The sequence below is a fragment of the Pantoea sp. RG18 genome, assembly GCF_025910075.1.
GTDB classification, from domain to species: domain Bacteria; phylum Pseudomonadota; class Gammaproteobacteria; order Enterobacterales; family Enterobacteriaceae; genus Pantoea; species Pantoea agglomerans.
In genome coordinates, this window is record NZ_JAPCIL010000002.1 from 69,897 (window position 1) to 85,007 (window position 15,111).

15 protein-coding genes, 4 tRNA genes and 1 other RNA gene are annotated in these 15,111 nt (G+C 53.4%); 5 read left to right on the forward strand and 15 right to left on the reverse strand.

Going from position 1 to position 15,111, the window contains the following annotated elements:
* Window positions 1-24: 24 nt before the first annotated feature.
* The 5 genes from crr to cysZ all read right to left on the reverse strand — a co-directional run bounded on the left by crr (window position 25) and on the right by cysZ (window position 4,979).
* On the reverse strand, window positions 25-525 hold the full coding sequence (crr, locus tag OK409_RS00840; protein ID WP_010259911.1) for a PTS glucose transporter subunit IIA: 501 nt from the start codon (window positions 523-525) through the stop codon (window positions 25-27).
* A gap of 42 nt (window positions 526-567) precedes the next feature.
* Window positions 568-2,295, reverse strand: a complete 1,728-nt coding sequence (gene ptsI, locus OK409_RS00845; RefSeq protein WP_010259908.1) for a phosphoenolpyruvate-protein phosphotransferase PtsI — start codon at window positions 2,293-2,295, stop codon at window positions 568-570.
* 161 nt (window positions 2,296-2,456) lie between these two features.
* Window positions 2,457-2,714 carry a phosphocarrier protein Hpr gene (gene ptsH / locus OK409_RS00850; RefSeq protein ID WP_003848868.1) on the reverse strand — a complete coding sequence of 86 codons (258 nt, stop codon included), beginning with the start codon at window positions 2,712-2,714 and terminating at the stop codon, window positions 2,457-2,459.
* 387 nt (window positions 2,715-3,101) lie between these two features.
* The gene (gene cysK / locus OK409_RS00855; RefSeq protein ID WP_010671366.1) at window positions 3,102-4,070 is read right to left on the reverse strand and encodes a cysteine synthase A; all 969 of its coding nucleotides are present in this window, start codon (window positions 4,068-4,070) and stop codon (window positions 3,102-3,104) included.
* 141 nt (window positions 4,071-4,211) lie between these two features.
* Window positions 4,212-4,979, reverse strand: a complete 768-nt coding sequence (gene cysZ / locus OK409_RS00860) for a sulfate transporter CysZ (protein ID WP_264366650.1) — start codon at window positions 4,977-4,979, stop codon at window positions 4,212-4,214.
* Window positions 4,980-5,197: 218 nt separating this feature from the next.
* On the opposite strand from cysZ, the gene zipA reads away from it, so the two are divergent.
* From zipA to OK409_RS00875, 3 genes are all read left to right on the forward strand, one after another.
* Window positions 5,198-6,196 (forward strand): cell division protein ZipA, encoded by a 999-nt coding sequence (gene zipA, locus OK409_RS00865; RefSeq protein WP_029519439.1) that lies wholly within the window; start codon window positions 5,198-5,200, stop codon window positions 6,194-6,196.
* A 76-nt stretch (window positions 6,197-6,272) separates the two neighbouring features.
* On the forward strand, window positions 6,273-8,300 hold the full coding sequence (ligA, locus tag OK409_RS00870; protein ID WP_022624163.1) for an NAD-dependent DNA ligase LigA: 2,028 nt from the start codon (window positions 6,273-6,275) through the stop codon (window positions 8,298-8,300).
* Window positions 8,293-8,511, forward strand: coding sequence for a DUF3820 family protein (locus tag OK409_RS00875; protein ID WP_003848878.1), 219 nt, complete (start codon window positions 8,293-8,295; stop codon window positions 8,509-8,511). The genes ligA and OK409_RS00875 overlap by 8 nt, the downstream gene beginning before the upstream one ends.
* 27 nt (window positions 8,512-8,538) lie before the next feature.
* Here OK409_RS00875 and OK409_RS00880 read toward each other — a convergent pair whose 3' ends face one another.
* Window positions 8,539-9,552 carry a bile acid:sodium symporter family protein gene (locus OK409_RS00880; RefSeq protein ID WP_124890186.1) on the reverse strand — a complete coding sequence of 338 codons (1,014 nt, stop codon included), beginning with the start codon at window positions 9,550-9,552 and terminating at the stop codon, window positions 8,539-8,541.
* Window positions 9,553-9,647: 95 nt separating this feature from the next.
* Between OK409_RS00880 and OK409_RS00885 the strand changes: the two genes are divergently transcribed.
* Complete coding sequence (locus OK409_RS00885; protein WP_010259882.1) at window positions 9,648-10,568, forward strand: LysR family transcriptional regulator; 921 nt, start codon at window positions 9,648-9,650, stop codon at window positions 10,566-10,568.
* On the opposite strand, the gene OK409_RS00890 is transcribed toward OK409_RS00885, so the two are convergent.
* From OK409_RS00890 to OK409_RS00915, 6 genes are all read right to left on the reverse strand, one after another.
* A complete protein-coding gene (locus tag OK409_RS00890; RefSeq protein WP_010259880.1) occupies window positions 10,565-10,906 on the reverse strand; it encodes a FlxA-like family protein in 342 nt (113 codons plus the stop codon). The genes OK409_RS00885 and OK409_RS00890 overlap by 4 nt on opposite strands.
* A 238-nt stretch (window positions 10,907-11,144) precedes the next feature.
* A non-coding RNA gene (locus tag OK409_RS00895) (RtT sRNA) lies at window positions 11,145-11,280 on the reverse strand.
* A 43-nt stretch (window positions 11,281-11,323) separates the two neighbouring features.
* A tRNA-Lys gene (locus OK409_RS00900) sits at window positions 11,324-11,399 on the reverse strand.
* Window positions 11,400-11,403: 4 nt separating this feature from the next.
* Window positions 11,404-11,479: transfer RNA gene (locus tag OK409_RS00905), tRNA-Val, on the reverse strand.
* A gap of 34 nt (window positions 11,480-11,513) precedes the next feature.
* Window positions 11,514-11,589 (reverse strand) — tRNA-Val (locus tag OK409_RS00910).
* Window positions 11,590-11,630: 41 nt separating this feature from the next.
* Window positions 11,631-11,706: transfer RNA gene (locus OK409_RS00915), tRNA-Val, on the reverse strand.
* Window positions 11,707-11,978: 272 nt separating this feature from the next.
* On the opposite strand from OK409_RS00915, the gene gltX reads away from it, so the two are divergent.
* Entirely contained in the window at window positions 11,979-13,394 is a 1,416-nt protein-coding gene (gene gltX / locus OK409_RS00920; protein WP_010257834.1) for a glutamate--tRNA ligase, read from the forward strand.
* A gap of 33 nt (window positions 13,395-13,427) precedes the next feature.
* Here gltX and OK409_RS00925 read toward each other — a convergent pair whose 3' ends face one another.
* From OK409_RS00925 to OK409_RS00935, 3 genes are all read right to left on the reverse strand, one after another.
* Window positions 13,428-13,781 carry a YfeC-like transcriptional regulator gene (locus tag OK409_RS00925; RefSeq protein WP_010257835.1) on the reverse strand — a complete coding sequence of 118 codons (354 nt, stop codon included), beginning with the start codon at window positions 13,779-13,781 and terminating at the stop codon, window positions 13,428-13,430.
* A gap of 24 nt (window positions 13,782-13,805) precedes the next feature.
* Entirely contained in the window at window positions 13,806-14,159 is a 354-nt protein-coding gene (locus OK409_RS00930) for a YfeC-like transcriptional regulator (protein WP_010257838.1), read from the reverse strand.
* 111 nt (window positions 14,160-14,270) lie between these two features.
* Window positions 14,271-15,059 (reverse strand): formate/nitrite transporter family protein, encoded by a 789-nt coding sequence (locus OK409_RS00935; protein WP_010257841.1) that lies wholly within the window; start codon window positions 15,057-15,059, stop codon window positions 14,271-14,273.
* Window positions 15,060-15,111 lie beyond the last annotated feature (52 nt).

A 15,111-nucleotide genomic window follows, 5' to 3' on the forward strand; every position in this document is an offset into this window, starting at 1 on the left:
TGCCGTTATGTTATGAACGAATGCTTACTTTCTGATGCGAATCACCGGCGTTTCGCCGACGGTGACCTGGCCAGTCAGCTTAATCAATTCCTTGATTTCATCCATGTTGGAGATGACAACCGGTGTCAGGGTTGATTTCGCTTTCTCTTCCAGCAACGGCAGGTCGAACTCGATAACCACGTCGCCTTTTTTGACCTTCTGGCCTTCTTCAGCGATGCGTTTGAAGCCTTCACCTTTCAGTTCAACCGTATCGATACCGAAGTGGACGAACAGCTCAATGCCATTGTCTGATTCGATCGAAAAAGCGTGATTGGTTTCAAAAATCTTACCGATAGTGCCATCAACAGGAGCAACCATTTTGTTGCCGCTGGGCTTGATCGCAATACCGTCGCCCACGATTTTTTCTGCAAACACCACATCTGGTACGTCTTCAATGTTCACGATTTCGCCTGACAGAGGCGCTACGATGTCAATTGTCCCAGCGCTATCCGTTTTTTCGCCAAAAAGTTTAGAAAACAAACCCATGATCTTCTCCTAAGCAGTAATTTGGGGCCAGCATCATGCGGATTAGCAGAGCGTTTTTTCCTTAATGAACTTGTTTACCAGGTTCATTAAATCTTCCGCTGTCGGTTGAGCCAGTGCCTGCTCCGCCAATGCCTTCGCATCTTCAAAATTAGTATTACGAATGATTTTCTTGATGCCAGGGATAGAAATGGCACTCATGCTGAACTCGTCCAGCCCCATTCCCAGTAACAGTAGTGTAGCACGTTCATCACCTGCCAGCTCACCACACATGCCGGTCCATTTACCTTCAGCGTGAGATGCATCAATGACTTGCTTGATTAAGTTAAGCACAGACGGCGCCATTGGGTTGTACAGGTGCGAGATCAAATCATTACCACGATCGACCGCCAGAGTATACTGCGTCAGATCGTTTGTCCCAATACTGAAGAAGTCGACTTCCTTCGCCAGATGATGAGCAATCACGGCTGAAGCCGGGGTTTCCACCATGATGCCGACTTCGATGCTCTCATCAAAGGCTTTACCTTCTTCACGCAACTGCGCTTTCAGCAGTTCCAGTTCCGCTTTCAGGCTGCGTACTTCTTCAACCGAAATAATCATCGGGAACATGATGCGCAGTTTACCGAAAGAGGAGGCGCGCAGAATGGCACGCAGCTGCGCATGCAGAATCTCTTTGCGGTCCATGGCGATACGGATAGCGCGCCAGCCGAGGAACGGGTTCTCTTCTTTTGGCAGGTTCATGTAAGGCAGGTCTTTGTCGCCGCCGATGTCCATGGTACGCACGATAACGGCCTGTGAACCCATAGCTTCAGCGACGGCTTTATACGCCTGGAACTGCTCTTCTTCGCTTGGCAGTGAGTCACGATCCATAAACAGGAATTCGGTGCGGTAGAGACCCACGCCTTCAGCGCCGTTACGTTCAGCACCGGCGATATCGCGCACAGTACCGATGTTGGCGCAGACTTCAACCTGATGACCATCCAGCGTAACGGCTGGCAGATCTTTCAGCTTAGCTAATTCATGTTTTTCCGACAGATACTGGTTCTGTACGGCTTTCAGCTCTTCCTGAATCGCTTCTGAAGGATTGACGTGAATCGCATTGTTAACGCCATCCAGAATCAGGAAATCGCCATTTTTAACCGTGACGGTCACATTGCCGGTACCGACAATGGCTGGGATCTCCAGCGAGCGCGCCATGATTGAGGTATGTGAGGTACGGCCACCCAGATCGGTGATAAAGCCCAGCACCTTCTTCAGGTTCAGCTGTGCGGTTTCTGACGGCGTTAAATCTTTTGCCACCAGAATGGATTCGTCCGGAATAGCGCTCAGGTCAACGATATGCAGACCGAGGATGTTTTGCAGCAGACGCTTACCGATGTCACGTACGTCAGCCGCACGCTCTTTCAGATATTCGTCATCTAACTCCTCCAGTGCTTTCGCCTGGCCATCGATGACCGAGTAAGCAGCAGCATCGGCAGAAGCGTGATCTTTTTTGATCAGGTCGATGATTTCCTGCTCCAGCTCTTCATCTTCCAGCAACATAATGTGGCCTTCGAAGATTGCTGCTTTCTCTTCACCGAGGGTTTCACCCGCTTTGACGCGAATCGCTTCCAGTTGTAATGCCGCTTTGCTGCGGCCATCGAGGAAGCGCTGAACTTCCTGCTCAACCTGGTCATCAGAAATTTTCTTGCGGTTGATGACGATCTCGTCTTCTTTCAGCAGCAGTGCTTTGCCGAAAGCGATACCTGGTGATGCTAAAATGCCTGAAATCATAACGCTACCTTTTAATCACGATGGCTGATGGGACTCTGTGCGGTGCCATTGTCGCGGGACACGTACTCTACGAAAGCAATAACGCGGACAGGTTGTCCGCGATCAAGATGTTTGCACTCAATGGCGCAGAGGAGTCGATTTGCTGGAGAGCTGAGCGGAGATTACTCCAGTTCAGCCATCAGTTTGACCAGATGCTCAACTGCTTTCTGCTCGTCTTCACCTTCCGCGGAAAGGGTCACAACCGTTCCCTGGGTTAAACCCAGTGTCTGCAGCTTGAACAGGCTCTTCGCGCTCGCTGATTTACCGTTAGAGGTCACGGTAATTTCTGACTGGAAAGCTTTGGCTTCTTTAACGAATTGCGCAGCTGGGCGAGTGTGCAGACCGTTTGGTGCAGTAATGGTAACTTCTTGCTGGAACATTCTATTTCCCCAACGTTATCAGGATGAGTGTTATGGATCTAAAGTCTAGCCTGGAGCCTTTACTTTAGCCTGTGTAGGTGCGCGGGTATAGCTTCATGCTGACCAAAGACGCGCATGCGTCAAATCTACAGTCCGTTGCGTCTCAAAACCGATTCTACACGTCACCGGTTAATTATGCCGTGATTCGCCGTTTCACTGAATCCGTAAATCGATTCAGCTTGATCCACTTCAAACGCGGATTAATTTCAGGCATCGAAATAATTGGCAGTCTAAATACCAGAGCGGCGTCACTGAAATCAATCTGCCGGGTGATGAAAGTGAGATCTGCACCACAAAAAAGCACCCGATTGGGTGCTTTTTTCTCCATTTTCGGACTATCGGCCTCTGCTACTGAAGCTCTTTTTCAGTGAAGAGATCGGCAAACAAGGCGGTACTCAGATAGCGTTCACCGGAGGAGGGGAGGATCACCACAATATTTTTGTTGGCGAAGGCTTCATCTTCCTGCAGCTTCAGCGCCGCGGCAACGGCAGCACCGGATGAGATACCGGCCAGAATACCTTCCTCTTCCATCAGCCGACGCGCCGTACTGATCGCTTCTTCATTGGTGATGGCCACGACGCGGTCCACCAGATTCAGCTCAAGGTTGCCCGGGATAAAGCCTGCGCCGATACCCTGAATTTTGTGTGGGCCGGGCTTGATCTCATCGCCCGCCAGCGCCTGAGCAATCACCGGGGAATCGGTCGGCTCAACCGCGACGGTAATCAGATCTTTTTTGCCTTTGGTGTTTTTGATGTAGCGGCTCACGCCGGTCAGCGTACCGCCGGTGCCGACACCGGCAATAAAGACATCCACTTCGCCGTCCGTGTCTTCCCAGATTTCCGGGCCGGTGGTCTTTTCATGGATTTCCGGGTTGGCCGGGTTGCTGAACTGCTGCAGCAGCACATATTTATCCGGATTGCTGGCAACAACCTCTTCAGCTTTACTGATGGCACCTTTCATGCCTTTGGTGCCTTCGGTCAATATCAGCGTCGCGCCCAGCGCCTTCAGCAACTTACGGCGCTCAACTGACATGGTTTCTGGCATCGTCAGCGTTAATTTATAACCGCGCGCTGCGGCGACATAGGCCAGAGCAATACCGGTGTTGCCGCTGGTCGGTTCAACCAGTTCAACACCCGGTTTCAGAATACCGCGTTTTTCTGCGTCCCAAATCATATTGGCACCGATACGGCATTTTACGCTGAAGCTCGGGTTACGGGATTCAACTTTCGCAAGGATGCGGCCGTTACCGATGCGGTTCAGTCGAACCAATGGCGTATGACCAATTGTCAAAGAGTTGTCTTCATAGATCTTACTCATAGCCTGTCCTTAACTGTATGAATTATTGGGAACCCTATGAGCATACCTTTTCTGCCTGGTGGCGGAAGGAAAGAAATCGTATATCTATATGTCGCCCGGCAATAAGCCCTGCTAAAAAGAGCATAAGGCGCACTGATGAATTTAGCGCAACTCATCACGTGCCAGCGTTGGCCGGTAGCGATCGACCCACATGGCGGTGGCACCGCAGACGGCAACCGGCATGATCACCAGGTTCAGAACCGGGATCATGGTGAACAGACTGATTAGCGCGCCAAACTGCATATTGGCCGTTTTGTGTTGACGCAGGGCGTTGCGCATCTGCTGAAACGGCACTTTGTGGTTATCGAACGGATAGTCGCAATACTGGATGGACAACATCCAGGCGCTGAACAGGAACCACAGCACCGGCGCAACGGTCTGGCCAAAGCCAGGAATAAAGTAGAGCAGCAGCAGTCCCAGCGCGCGGGGCAGGTAATAACCCAGTTTTTGCAGCTCGCGCTTCATGATGCGCGGCACATCCTTAATCATCCCAGCCCAGCCGCTGTCCGGCAGGGGCTTGCCTGTCAGGCGGCCTTCCAGTTGCTCGGCCAGCAGGCCGCAAAACGGAGCGGCAATTAAGTTTGCCAGGGTCGAAAAGAAGTAGCTAAACACCAGCACAATCGCAATCACCGACAGCGGCCATAACAGATAGCTCAGCCACTGCAGCCAGTCCGGAATATGGGCCATCAGACGCGGGATCCAGTCACCGAGACGATAGAACAGCAAGATGAAAGCGCCACCCAGCATCACGATATTGATCAGCAACGGCATCACCACAAAGCGGCGAATGCCAGGCAGACGTACCAGTTTCCAGCCCTGGCTAAAGTAGTGCATGCCGTTAAAATTTGAGACGGAATTCTCAATGGCCATAAAGCCAGTTCTCCTGAAGATGTTAAGGCGCGCCCACTATAACCTGGCTTTTTCTCCAGGCCAGGTGCCGTTTGGGTAAAAAAACAGCGAAAAAGCGTGGGTTGCCTATCTTATTTGTCAGAAAATAGTGCACAGACTTGCACTTGTGTAGCAGGGCAAATACAGTTAGAGGATAAAGTTTGCCGCGGTGGCAAGGTATTGGAACAACAGAGAATACAATGATGCAGGATTTGCGTCTGATATTAATCGTTGTTGGCGCGATCGCCATTATAGCGCTCCTTCTTCACGGGCTGTGGACCAGCCGTAAAGAGCGTTCGTCAGTGTTCCGCGATCGCCCGCACAAACGTCTAAAACAACGTGATGAAAATGATGAGCAGGACCTGATTGACGACGAGGATGATGGCGTCGGCGAGGTTCGCGTTCGTTCTGATCGCAACGTACATCAGGAACCGCGTTTCGATGAGATTCGCGAGCCACAGCCAGAAGCGCCGCGTAAGCCTGCGCCCGCTGAGCCTGTGCGTCAGCCTGCGCCACGACCCGCACCGCAACCCGAACCTGAAAGCGACCCGCTTTTTAACACGGCACCGCAGCCTGCTCCGCAGTCGCGCCCTGAACCGGTTCGTCAGCAGCCCGCACCCACTTTTGTCGCGCCGCCCGTTCAGGCCGACCCACTGCTGGATCTCGACCCGCTGGAATCTGTACAGCCAGCACCGCAGTACCAGGCAGAACCTGAGCCGCAGCCTGAAGTGACATCGGCGCCCGCGCCAGCACAGCCTGCTGCTAAAGCGCCAGCGGAAAAACCGAAAGAAGCGGTACTGGTGCTGCATGTTGCCGCACACTCGGGCGGTGAACTGAACGGTGAGGCCCTACTGCAGGGTATTCTCCAGGCGGGCTTCCAGTTTGGTGAAATGAACATTTTCCATCGTCATCTCAGTCCGGCTGGCAGCGGCCCGGTATTGTTCAGTCTGGCCAATATGGTTAAGCCGGGCTCATTCAATCCTGACCTGATGACCGATTTCAGCACGCCTGGCATCTCTATCTTTATGATGGTGCCTTCTTATGGCGATGCGAATCAGAACTTCAAGCTGATGCTGCAGTCGGCTCAGCGTATCGCTGATGATGTAGGTGGCGTGGTGCTGGATGATGAGCGTCGCATGATGACACCACAGAAGCTGGAAACTTACAAAGCGCGTATCCGCGATGTGGTTGGCGTCTGAGACCTGCGCTAAACGCTATCTGAATTGTTAAAAACAAACCCCCGCCTGTCGGGGGTTTTTTATCTGATGGGGCTTTATGAAATCCGTCCAGGATCACATCACCGAACTGCGCACCACGTTGCGCCATCATGAATATCTCTATCACGTTATGGATGCGCCGGAAGTGCCGGATGCTGAATACGATCGTCTGATGCGCGAACTGCGTCAGCTGGAAGAGGAACACCCGGATCTCATTACGCCAGACTCGCCGACACAACGTGTGGGTGCCGCGCCGCTGACGGTCTTCGAGCAGGTGCGCCATGAAGTCCCGATGCTGTCGCTGGATAACGCCTTTGATGAAGCCACGTTTATGGCTTTCAACAAGCGGGTGCAGGATCGGCTGAAAAGCAGTGACGACATAACCTACTGCTGTGAACTCAAGCTCGATGGCGCTGCGGTCAGCCTGATGTATGAAAATGGTCTGCTGGTCCAGGCCGCAACGCGCGGTGACGGCACAACCGGCGAGAACATTACCGCCAATGTCCGCACCATTCGCGCTATCCCGCTGCGGCTTAAAGGCGACAACATTCCGGCACGGCTGGAAGTGCGTGGCGAAATATTTATGACGCAGCGCGGCTTTGAAAAGCTGAATGAGGAAGCACGCCGGACTGATGGCAAAGTCTTTGCTAATCCGCGCAATGCCGCAGCCGGTTCTCTGCGTCAGCTGGATCCGCGCATTACCGCCAAACGTCCGCTGACCTTCTTCTGCTACGGTTTTGGCCTGCTGGAAGGCGGTGAGATGCCGCACAGTCACATGGGGCGTCTGCAACAGTTTAAAGCCTGGGGCCTGCCGGTCAGCGACCGCATTAAGCTGGTGCACAACGCAGAAGAAGCCCTGGCCTTCTATCGTGATATTGAGCAACAGCGTCCGAATCTGGGTTTTGATATTGATGGCGTGGTGATCAAAGTCGATTCACAGGAACTGCAGGAAAAACTGGGCTTTGTGGCGCGCGCGCCGCGCTGGGCGATTGCCTTTAAATTCCCGGCACAGGAACAACTGACCTGGGTGCGGGACGTCGAATTTCAGGTTGGCCGCACCGGGGCTATCACACCGGTGGCTCGCCTTGAGCCGGTGCAGGTCGCGGGCGTGATCGTCAGCAATGCCACGCTGCATAATGCGGATGAAATCGAGCGGCTGGGATTACGCATCGGGGATCGGGTGGTTATTCGCCGCGCCGGTGATGTGATCCCGCAGGTGGTCAACGTGGTGCTCGCCGAGCGCCCTGAACAGACGCGTGAAGTCCTGTTCCCGGCACACTGTCCGGTTTGTGGTTCCGAGGTTGAACGGGTCGAAGGGGAATCGGTTACGCGCTGCACGGGCGGTTTAATCTGCGGTGCTCAGCGCAAAGAGGCGCTGAAGCATTTTGTCTCGCGCCGGGCACTGGATGTTGATGGCATGGGCGATAAGATTATCGACCAGCTGGTGGAGAAAGAGTACGTCAACACGCCAGCGGATCTGTTCCGTCTTACTGCGGGCAAACTGACCGGACTGGATCGCATGGGGCCGAAATCGGCGCAAAACGTTGTCGACGCGCTGGAGAAAGCGAAATCGACTACGCTGGCGCGTTTCCTCTATGCACTGGGCATTCGTGAAGTGGGTGAAGCCACCGCTGCCAATCTGGCTAACCATTTTGGTGAGTTGCAGAAGGTCATGGATGCCGATCTTGAGGCGCTGATTGCGGTGCCGGATGTCGGCAAAGTCGTTGCGGCACACGTGCGCAACTTCATGGAAGAGGAAAGCAACCGTGAGGTTATCCGCCAGCTGGTCGAGGATATCGGTATTCACTGGCCGCAGGTGGTGGTGGTGAGAGCCGAAGAGATCGACAGTCCGTTCGCGGGTAAAACGGTGGTGCTGACTGGCTCACTGTCGCAGATGAACCGCGATGATGCCAAAGCGCAGCTGATCGCGCTGGGCGCAAAAGTCAGCGGCAGTGTCTCAAAGAAAACTGATTTGCTGATTGCCGGTGAAGCGGCTGGTTCAAAGCTGGCGAAAGCAGCGGAGCTTGGCATTGAAGTGATTGATGAAGCGGAAATGATCCGCTTGCTGGGAGCCTCAGATGGATGAACATCAGCTGGTGGCGATAGCTAATACGCCTATGCCGTTTGGCAAATATAAGGGGCGGATGCTGATCGATCTGCCTGAGCCTTATCTGCTGTGGTTTGCCCGCAGTGGGGACTTTCCGTCTGGTCTGCTGGGTGATCTCATGCAACTCACCCTGACAATAAAAATTGAGGGTCTGGAAGGGTTAGTTAAACCGCTTCAGACCCGCAAGTAACGCTGCCCGCACTGGCGGGCAGCCGATCTATTTCTGAGACTCCATTACCGAATCCTTGACCTGCACAGCCTGCTGCTGCTTCTCATTGGTCTTCTTATAACGTCCGGCAATAAATGAGCAGACCATCAGCTGTACCTGATGGAAAATCATCAGCGGCAGCACAATAATCCCCACGGTACTGGCCGGGAACAGGATATTCGCCATCGGCACGCCATTCGCCAGACTCTTCTTCGAACCACAAAACAGCACCACAATCTCATCGGCGCGTTTAAAGCGGAACAGACGCGAGGCCAGCAGGTTGATAATCAGTACGGCGGTCAACAGGATGATTGAGCCTGCCACAATCCACAGCAGCGTAATCAACCCAACACGATGCCAGATGCCGTTAACCACCGCTTCACTGAAGGCGGAGTAGACTACCAGCAGAATGGAGGTCTGGTCGGTTTTGCCAATCAGGCTGCGGTGCTTTTCAACCCATCCCCCGATCCAGCGCCGGGAGAGGTGTCCCAGTACGAAAGGCACCATCAGTTGCAGCATAATCTTCCCGATCTGCTCCAGTCCATCGCTGGGCGCGCTGCTGTGAATATCCATCACCAGGTTCACCAGCAACGGCGAAATAAACACACCCAGCAGGCTTGATGCAGAGGCGCTGCATACCGCTGCCGCAACATTACCGCCCGCCATGGAGGTAAACGCGATAGCAGACTGCACGGTCGCAGGCAGGATACAGAGGTAGATAAAGCCGGTATAAATTTCCGGGCCGACATTAACCGGATGCCACCAGACCAGCAACAGACCCAGCACTGGAAACAGCACAAAGGTGCTGAACATAATCCACAGATGCAACCGCCAGTGACTGCTGCCTGAGATGATCTTTTCACGCGACAGCTTGGCACCATGCATAAAGAACAGCAGTGCTATCGCTGCCGTCGCGAGATAGCTGAATATATCAACGTAGATCCCTCTGGCTGGCAGGAAAGAGGCCAGCAGCACAGTGATGATGAGTTTAATCATCATCGGATCGAGTTTTAAAAATCCCATTGTTAAATTCCGGTAAATTTTTCAATAGCGCGATTGTGCGTGAAACCTGTTTAGAAATAAAATTGATTTATTGAATTAATCTATGAGCAGAATCGATGAATTACACCCTGCGTCAGCTACGAACCTTTATTGCGGTGGCACACTATGGCGGATTCAGCCAGGCGGGGCAGGCGATAGGTCTGAGTCAGTCGGCGGTAAGCCACAGTATTAAAGAGCTGGAAGCGGAAACCGGCGTGCGATTGCTGGATCGAACCACCCGGGAGGTGATGCTGACTGAAGCGGGAAAACAGCTGGCGTCACGCATGGAGCGCCTGCTGGAGGAGATTCATACCACGCTGCTGGATATCCGCAGTTTTGGCGAACAGCGCAGTGGTACCGTCAGGGTGGCAGCCAGCCAGACCATTTCCGCTCATCTGATGCCGCAATGTCTGGCCGCCAGCCAGCAACACTTTCCTGACATCAAAGTGATCCTGCACGATCGCGCCCAGCAGTGGGTGCTGCAAAGTGTGCGTAACGCCGAAGTCGATTTCGGGATTGTGATTGGGCCACTCAGCGACAGCGATTTTGACAGCATCGCGATTCTGGATGAGCCTTTCCTGCTGCTATGCCGTGATGATGATCCGCTGGCGCAGGTGGAAAGGGCAGAATGGTCAATGCTGGATGGCCGCACCATGGTGCTTCAGGACTACGCTTCCGGCAGTCGGGTCCTCATTGATGCGGCGATGCAGCAGCAGAATATCAGGGCTGAAGTCGTTCAGGAGATTGGTCATCCCGCTACGCTGTTTCCGATGGTACAGGTGGGGATCGGCATCAGTATTCTGCCCGCGCTGGCGTTACCGTTACCGGCGGATCGCGCATTAACGGTGCGGCGTCTATATCCTGAAATCAATCGCAGCCTCACGCTGATCAAGCGTAAAAACCGCTCGCTTACGCCTGCTGCCGAAGCGATCTGGCAGGAGGTGCGCCAGCAGGCGACGCTGCTGGCGCAACAACGCGAGGCCAGGCCCGCATTTTAGATGTAGACGTCAATTTTGTTGGTGTCGGTAGGGCGGTTAATCCCGTCTGCTTTGCTCTCACTGACGGACGAGCTGTCACTCTTTGGCTGATCCTGCTCGGCCTGCTTCTGTTCCAGCTGAGCAATCTGTGCCTGCAGCATGGTGATTTGTGACTGATACATCTGCTGCATTTCAGACTTCTGTTCGTCAGTCAGTTCTTTGTTGTCGGCCAGCTCTTTGACTTGCGTTAAGACGTTCTGAATCTGTTTATTCAGCGCCGCGACCTGAGAGGCAACACTGCCGCCACCGCTGTCACCGCCACTGACTGCACTGCTTAGAATTCCGGAAATTGAAGACATCATTTTTCTCCCTGTAAGTTGTCAGATACGTTATCGGCACGCTGTGAAACGACTTGAGAGCTGAAATTGTTAAGGTTGCGAAAAGGTGAGAGCTTATCTGTTAAGCCAATGTCAGTGCTCCCTGATCCAGCACGCTTTTTAAAGCCTGAAGTCGCAGAAAAGGGCAGTTCAGATTTAAGCATGGTTAAGTCAGTGCAGCAGAAACGAAAAAAGCGCCTTAAGGCGCTTTATTCTGAATTGGTGGGTCGTGCAGGATAGCCTCGGCCCGTCGTGGGCCTCGCCCTGCGGGTGATGCTGTCGCATCAGCCTGACTCGCTCCCTGCGATTCAGTCGAACCTGCAGCAGGTTCTCATCCTGCACGGTAAAGTCCGTGCCCCGGAAACGAAAAAAGCGCCTTAAAGGCGCTTTATTCTGAATTGGTGGGTCGTGCAGGATTCGAACCTGCGACCAATTGATTAAAAGTCAACTGCTCTACCAACTGAGCTAACGACCCGAAGTGGTGGGTGATGACGGGTTCGAACCGCCGACCCCCTCCTTGTAAGGGAGATGCTCTACCAACTGAGCTAATCACCCACTTCGTACTTCAGTACTACTAACAGGCAAGATATGGTGGGTGATGACGGGTTCGAACCGCCGACCCCCTCCTTGTAAGGGAGATGCTCTACCAACTGAGCTAATCACCCATATCTTCATACCTGTTCACTGCGGGCCACGCTGTTAAGAGTGGTGGGTGATGACGGGTTCGAACCGCCGACCCCCTCCTTGTAAGGGAGATGCTCTACCAACTGAGCTAATCACCCCCGCTGTGTGGAGTCGCATTATAGGGATAGTTGATTTTGAGTCAACGCTTTTTAAAACATAAATGTGCGTTCGGTTTATTTTTAAACACCCTGTCGCGCTTTTAGCCAATGTGCTGGTTTTACTGGCAGAAAAGCCCCTTTTCCCGGGCGGCAACTGGCGGGCATGCATTGAGGATTCACCGTCAGATGCTAGAATGTGCCCACTGTTTTTTCGCGTCTAACCTGTTTTTTGTCATCCAGACAGAGAACCCGCGCATCTAAGGCAATACTCAATGAAAATCAAAACACGCTTCGCGCCCAGCCCGACTGGCTATCTGCATGTAGGTGGCGCCCGTACCGCACTTTACTCCTGGCTCTTTGCCCGTCACAACCAGGGCGAGTTCGTGCTGCGCATTGAAGATACCGATCTGGAGCGCTCCACGCCGGAAGCTATCGAAGCCATCATGGATGGCATGAACTGGCTGAGCCTTGACTGGAATGAAGGCCCTTACTACCAGACAAAACGTTTTGATCGTTACAACGCGGTCATTGATGAAATGCTGGAAGCGGGCACAGCCTATAAATGCTACTGCTCTAAAGAACGTCTGGAAGCGCTGCGTGAAGAGCAGATGGCCAACAACGAAAAGCCGCGTTACGACGGCCGCTGCCGTGACAGCCATGAACATCATGCAGATGATGAGCCGTGCGTTGTGCGTTTCCGCAATCCGCAGGAAGGTTCGGTCATCTTTGACGACCAGATCCGTGGCCCGATTGAGTTCAGCAACCAGGAGCTGGATGATCTGATCATCCGCCGCACCGATGGTTCGCCAACCTACAACTTCTGCGTCGTCGTGGATGACTGGGATATGGGCATCACCCATGTGATTCGCGGTGAAGACCACATTAACAACACGCCACGTCAGATCAACATCCTCAAAGCAATTGGCGCGCAGGTTCCGGTGTATGCCCACGTCTCAATGATCCTGGGCGATGACGGCAAAAAGCTCTCCAAGCGTCATGGCGCGGTAGGGGTGATGCAGTATCGTGATGATGGCTACCTGCCAGAAGCGCTGCTCAACTACCTGGTTCGTCTGGGCTGGTCACATGGCGATCAGGAAATCTTCAGCGTGGCCGAAATGGCTGAGCTCTTTACCCTGGATGCGGTCAGTAAGTCTGCCAGTGCGTTCAACACTGAGAAACTGCAGTGGCTGAACCATCACTACATCAATACGCTGCCGCCAGAATATGTGGCGACACATCTGCAGTGGCATATTGAAGAGCAGAAAATTGATACCCGCACGGGCCCGGAACTGGCGAAGCTGGTTGGTCTGTTAGGCGAGCGCTGCAAAACGCTGAAAGAGATGGCTGCATCCTGCCGCTACTTCTATGAAGACTTTGCAGAATTTGATGCCGATGCCGCGAAGAAACATCTTCGTCCGGTAGCTCGTCAGCCGCTGGAAGTGGTACGCGATAAGCTGGCCGCGATCGAAGAGTGGACGGCTGAAAACGTACATCAGGCTATTCAGAGCACCGCAGATGAGCTGGAAGTCGGGATGGGGAAAGTGGGCATGCCGCTGCGCGTGGCCGTAACCGGTGCCGGTCAGTCACCCGGACTGGATGTCACCGTGGAAGCGATAGGCCGCAGCCGCAGCGTTGCACGTATTGAGCAGGCGCTGGCCTTTATCAGTGAGCGGGAAGCGCAGGCTTAATAAACAGAACCGGAAGCTTCGCGCTTCCGGTTTTTACTCTTCAGTAATATCCAGACGCTGCAACATGCCTTTAATACCTATCCGTAATATCAGCGCTGACAGCTGCTCCTGTTCAGCCTGACTCATTTGTGGAACCGCATTCACCAACAGTGCCGTCAGTGAATCTGCCGGAACCCTGTACATTGCGGCGGGTTCGTGCAGGCTACGCGTCGAATGGATAAATTTTTCTACGCGATCATCGACATGAATCAATCGCGCCTTGCCGCCCTGAATGCCGGGTCTGGGCAGGGTGGTCCAGTTTTCGCGCTTAATCCATTTGTTCACTGTCTGTCGGCTCAGGCCCGTCTCTGAGGCGAGTTCTTCGGGTGTTAACCATTCCTTTTTCATCATACCTTCCCTGATAAATTCACCTTACTCTTCGCTGATTCCCAGTCGCTGCAAAACGCCCTTGATACCTTCGCGTAAGATTAGTGCAGTGAATTGATCCTGCTCGTCCTGAGTCATTTGCTGGACGGAACTTATTAATAACGCAGGTAATGAATTAGACGGAGTGCCATAAGTTGCCGTCGGCTCGTTAAGGTTACGGGTCGACTGAATAAAACTTTTCACGCGCTCATCAATGTGAATCAATCGGGCTTTACCGCCTTGCACACCGGGCTTCGGCGTGGTCGTCCAGTTTTCCCGCTTGATCCATTTATTCACCGTTTGCCGACTGTAACCCGTCTCTGCAGCCAGCTCTTCGGGGGTAAGCCATTCCTTTTTCACGATGCAGTCCCTGATTAATACATTAGCAGGACATATTACAGCAAAACGTAACGGGTGAAAGTAACTGAAGCTGAAATTGCCTTTTGTCTCTCGACAAAAGGCAAAACATCATTACTGAGGATTACTGGCGGGTTCAGCGGCAGGGCGGAATGCAAGGAAATAGGCCAGACCAACGAACACGGCACCACCCACGGCATTGCCTGAGAAGACGGCAATAAAATTAGGGAAGTACTCTGCCCAGCTCATCTGACCGGCAAAAATGGCGGCCGGAATAATAAACATGTTAGCGACAACGTGCTGGAAGCCAATGGCCACAAATGCCATCACCGGGAACCACATGCCGAAGATCTTGCCGACCACATCTTTACTGGCAAAGGCCAGCCATACCGCCAGGCAAACCAGCCAGTTACAGCCGATGCCGGAAATAAAGGCGTGCAGGAAATCAGCGTGGACTTTTGCAGAGGCGATAGCAACGGTCTTCTTCAGGTAATCGCCCTCGGTCATACCCAGCATGTGACCAAAGAACCAGGCGACAGCCACGCTGCCGAGAAAGTTAGCCAGGGTAACCCAGAACCAGTTGCGCGCCACGCTCATAAAGCTGATGCGACGGGCGAACCAGGCCACCGGTAAGGTCATCATATTACCGGTCAGCAGTTCACCACCCGCCAGCACGGTCATGATGATCCCCACCGGAAAGACCGCGGCGCCTAACAGGCCGCCAAAAGAGCCCCATTCAGCGGGAAGGGTGTTGATCACGTGAAGATCCAGCAGGAAGCCGGTCGCAATAAATGCGCCCGCCATAAAGCCGAGAATCAGAAGGATGCTGACAGGTGCACGGCTTTTAGCCACGCCTGACTGGATCGCCAGTTGTGCGATTTCTTTAGGTGTATGCAGCGACATAGTATCTCAGTAGTTTTTTTATGATTAATGGGACGATAACGCCTGGTGGACG

Coding starts and splice junctions, on each gene's coding strand:
- crr (WP_010259911.1), bottom strand. CDS start 525: ATGGGTTTGTTTTCTAAACTTTTTGGCGAAAAAACGGATAGCGCTGGG.
- ptsI (WP_010259908.1), bottom strand. CDS start 2,295: ATGATTTCAGGCATTTTAGCATCACCAGGTATCGCTTTCGGCAAAGCA.
- ptsH (WP_003848868.1), bottom strand. CDS start 2,714: ATGTTCCAGCAAGAAGTTACCATTACTGCACCAAACGGTCTGCACACT.
- cysK (WP_010671366.1), bottom strand. CDS start 4,070: ATGAGTAAGATCTATGAAGACAACTCTTTGACAATTGGTCATACGCCA.
- cysZ (WP_264366650.1), bottom strand. CDS start 4,979: ATGGCCATTGAGAATTCCGTCTCAAATTTTAACGGCATGCACTACTTT.
- zipA (WP_029519439.1), top strand. CDS start 5,198: ATGATGCAGGATTTGCGTCTGATATTAATCGTTGTTGGCGCGATCGCC.
- ligA (WP_022624163.1), top strand. CDS start 6,273: ATGAAATCCGTCCAGGATCACATCACCGAACTGCGCACCACGTTGCGC.
- OK409_RS00875 (WP_003848878.1), top strand. CDS start 8,293: ATGGATGAACATCAGCTGGTGGCGATAGCTAATACGCCTATGCCGTTT.
- OK409_RS00880 (WP_124890186.1), bottom strand. CDS start 9,552: ATGGGATTTTTAAAACTCGATCCGATGATGATTAAACTCATCATCACT.
- OK409_RS00885 (WP_010259882.1), top strand. CDS start 9,648: ATGAATTACACCCTGCGTCAGCTACGAACCTTTATTGCGGTGGCACAC.
- OK409_RS00890 (WP_010259880.1), bottom strand. CDS start 10,906: ATGTCTTCAATTTCCGGAATTCTAAGCAGTGCAGTCAGTGGCGGTGAC.
- gltX (WP_010257834.1), top strand. CDS start 11,979: ATGAAAATCAAAACACGCTTCGCGCCCAGCCCGACTGGCTATCTGCAT.
- OK409_RS00925 (WP_010257835.1), bottom strand. CDS start 13,781: ATGAAAAAGGAATGGTTAACACCCGAAGAACTCGCCTCAGAGACGGGC.
- OK409_RS00935 (WP_010257841.1), bottom strand. CDS start 15,059: ATGTCGCTGCATACACCTAAAGAAATCGCACAACTGGCGATCCAGTCA.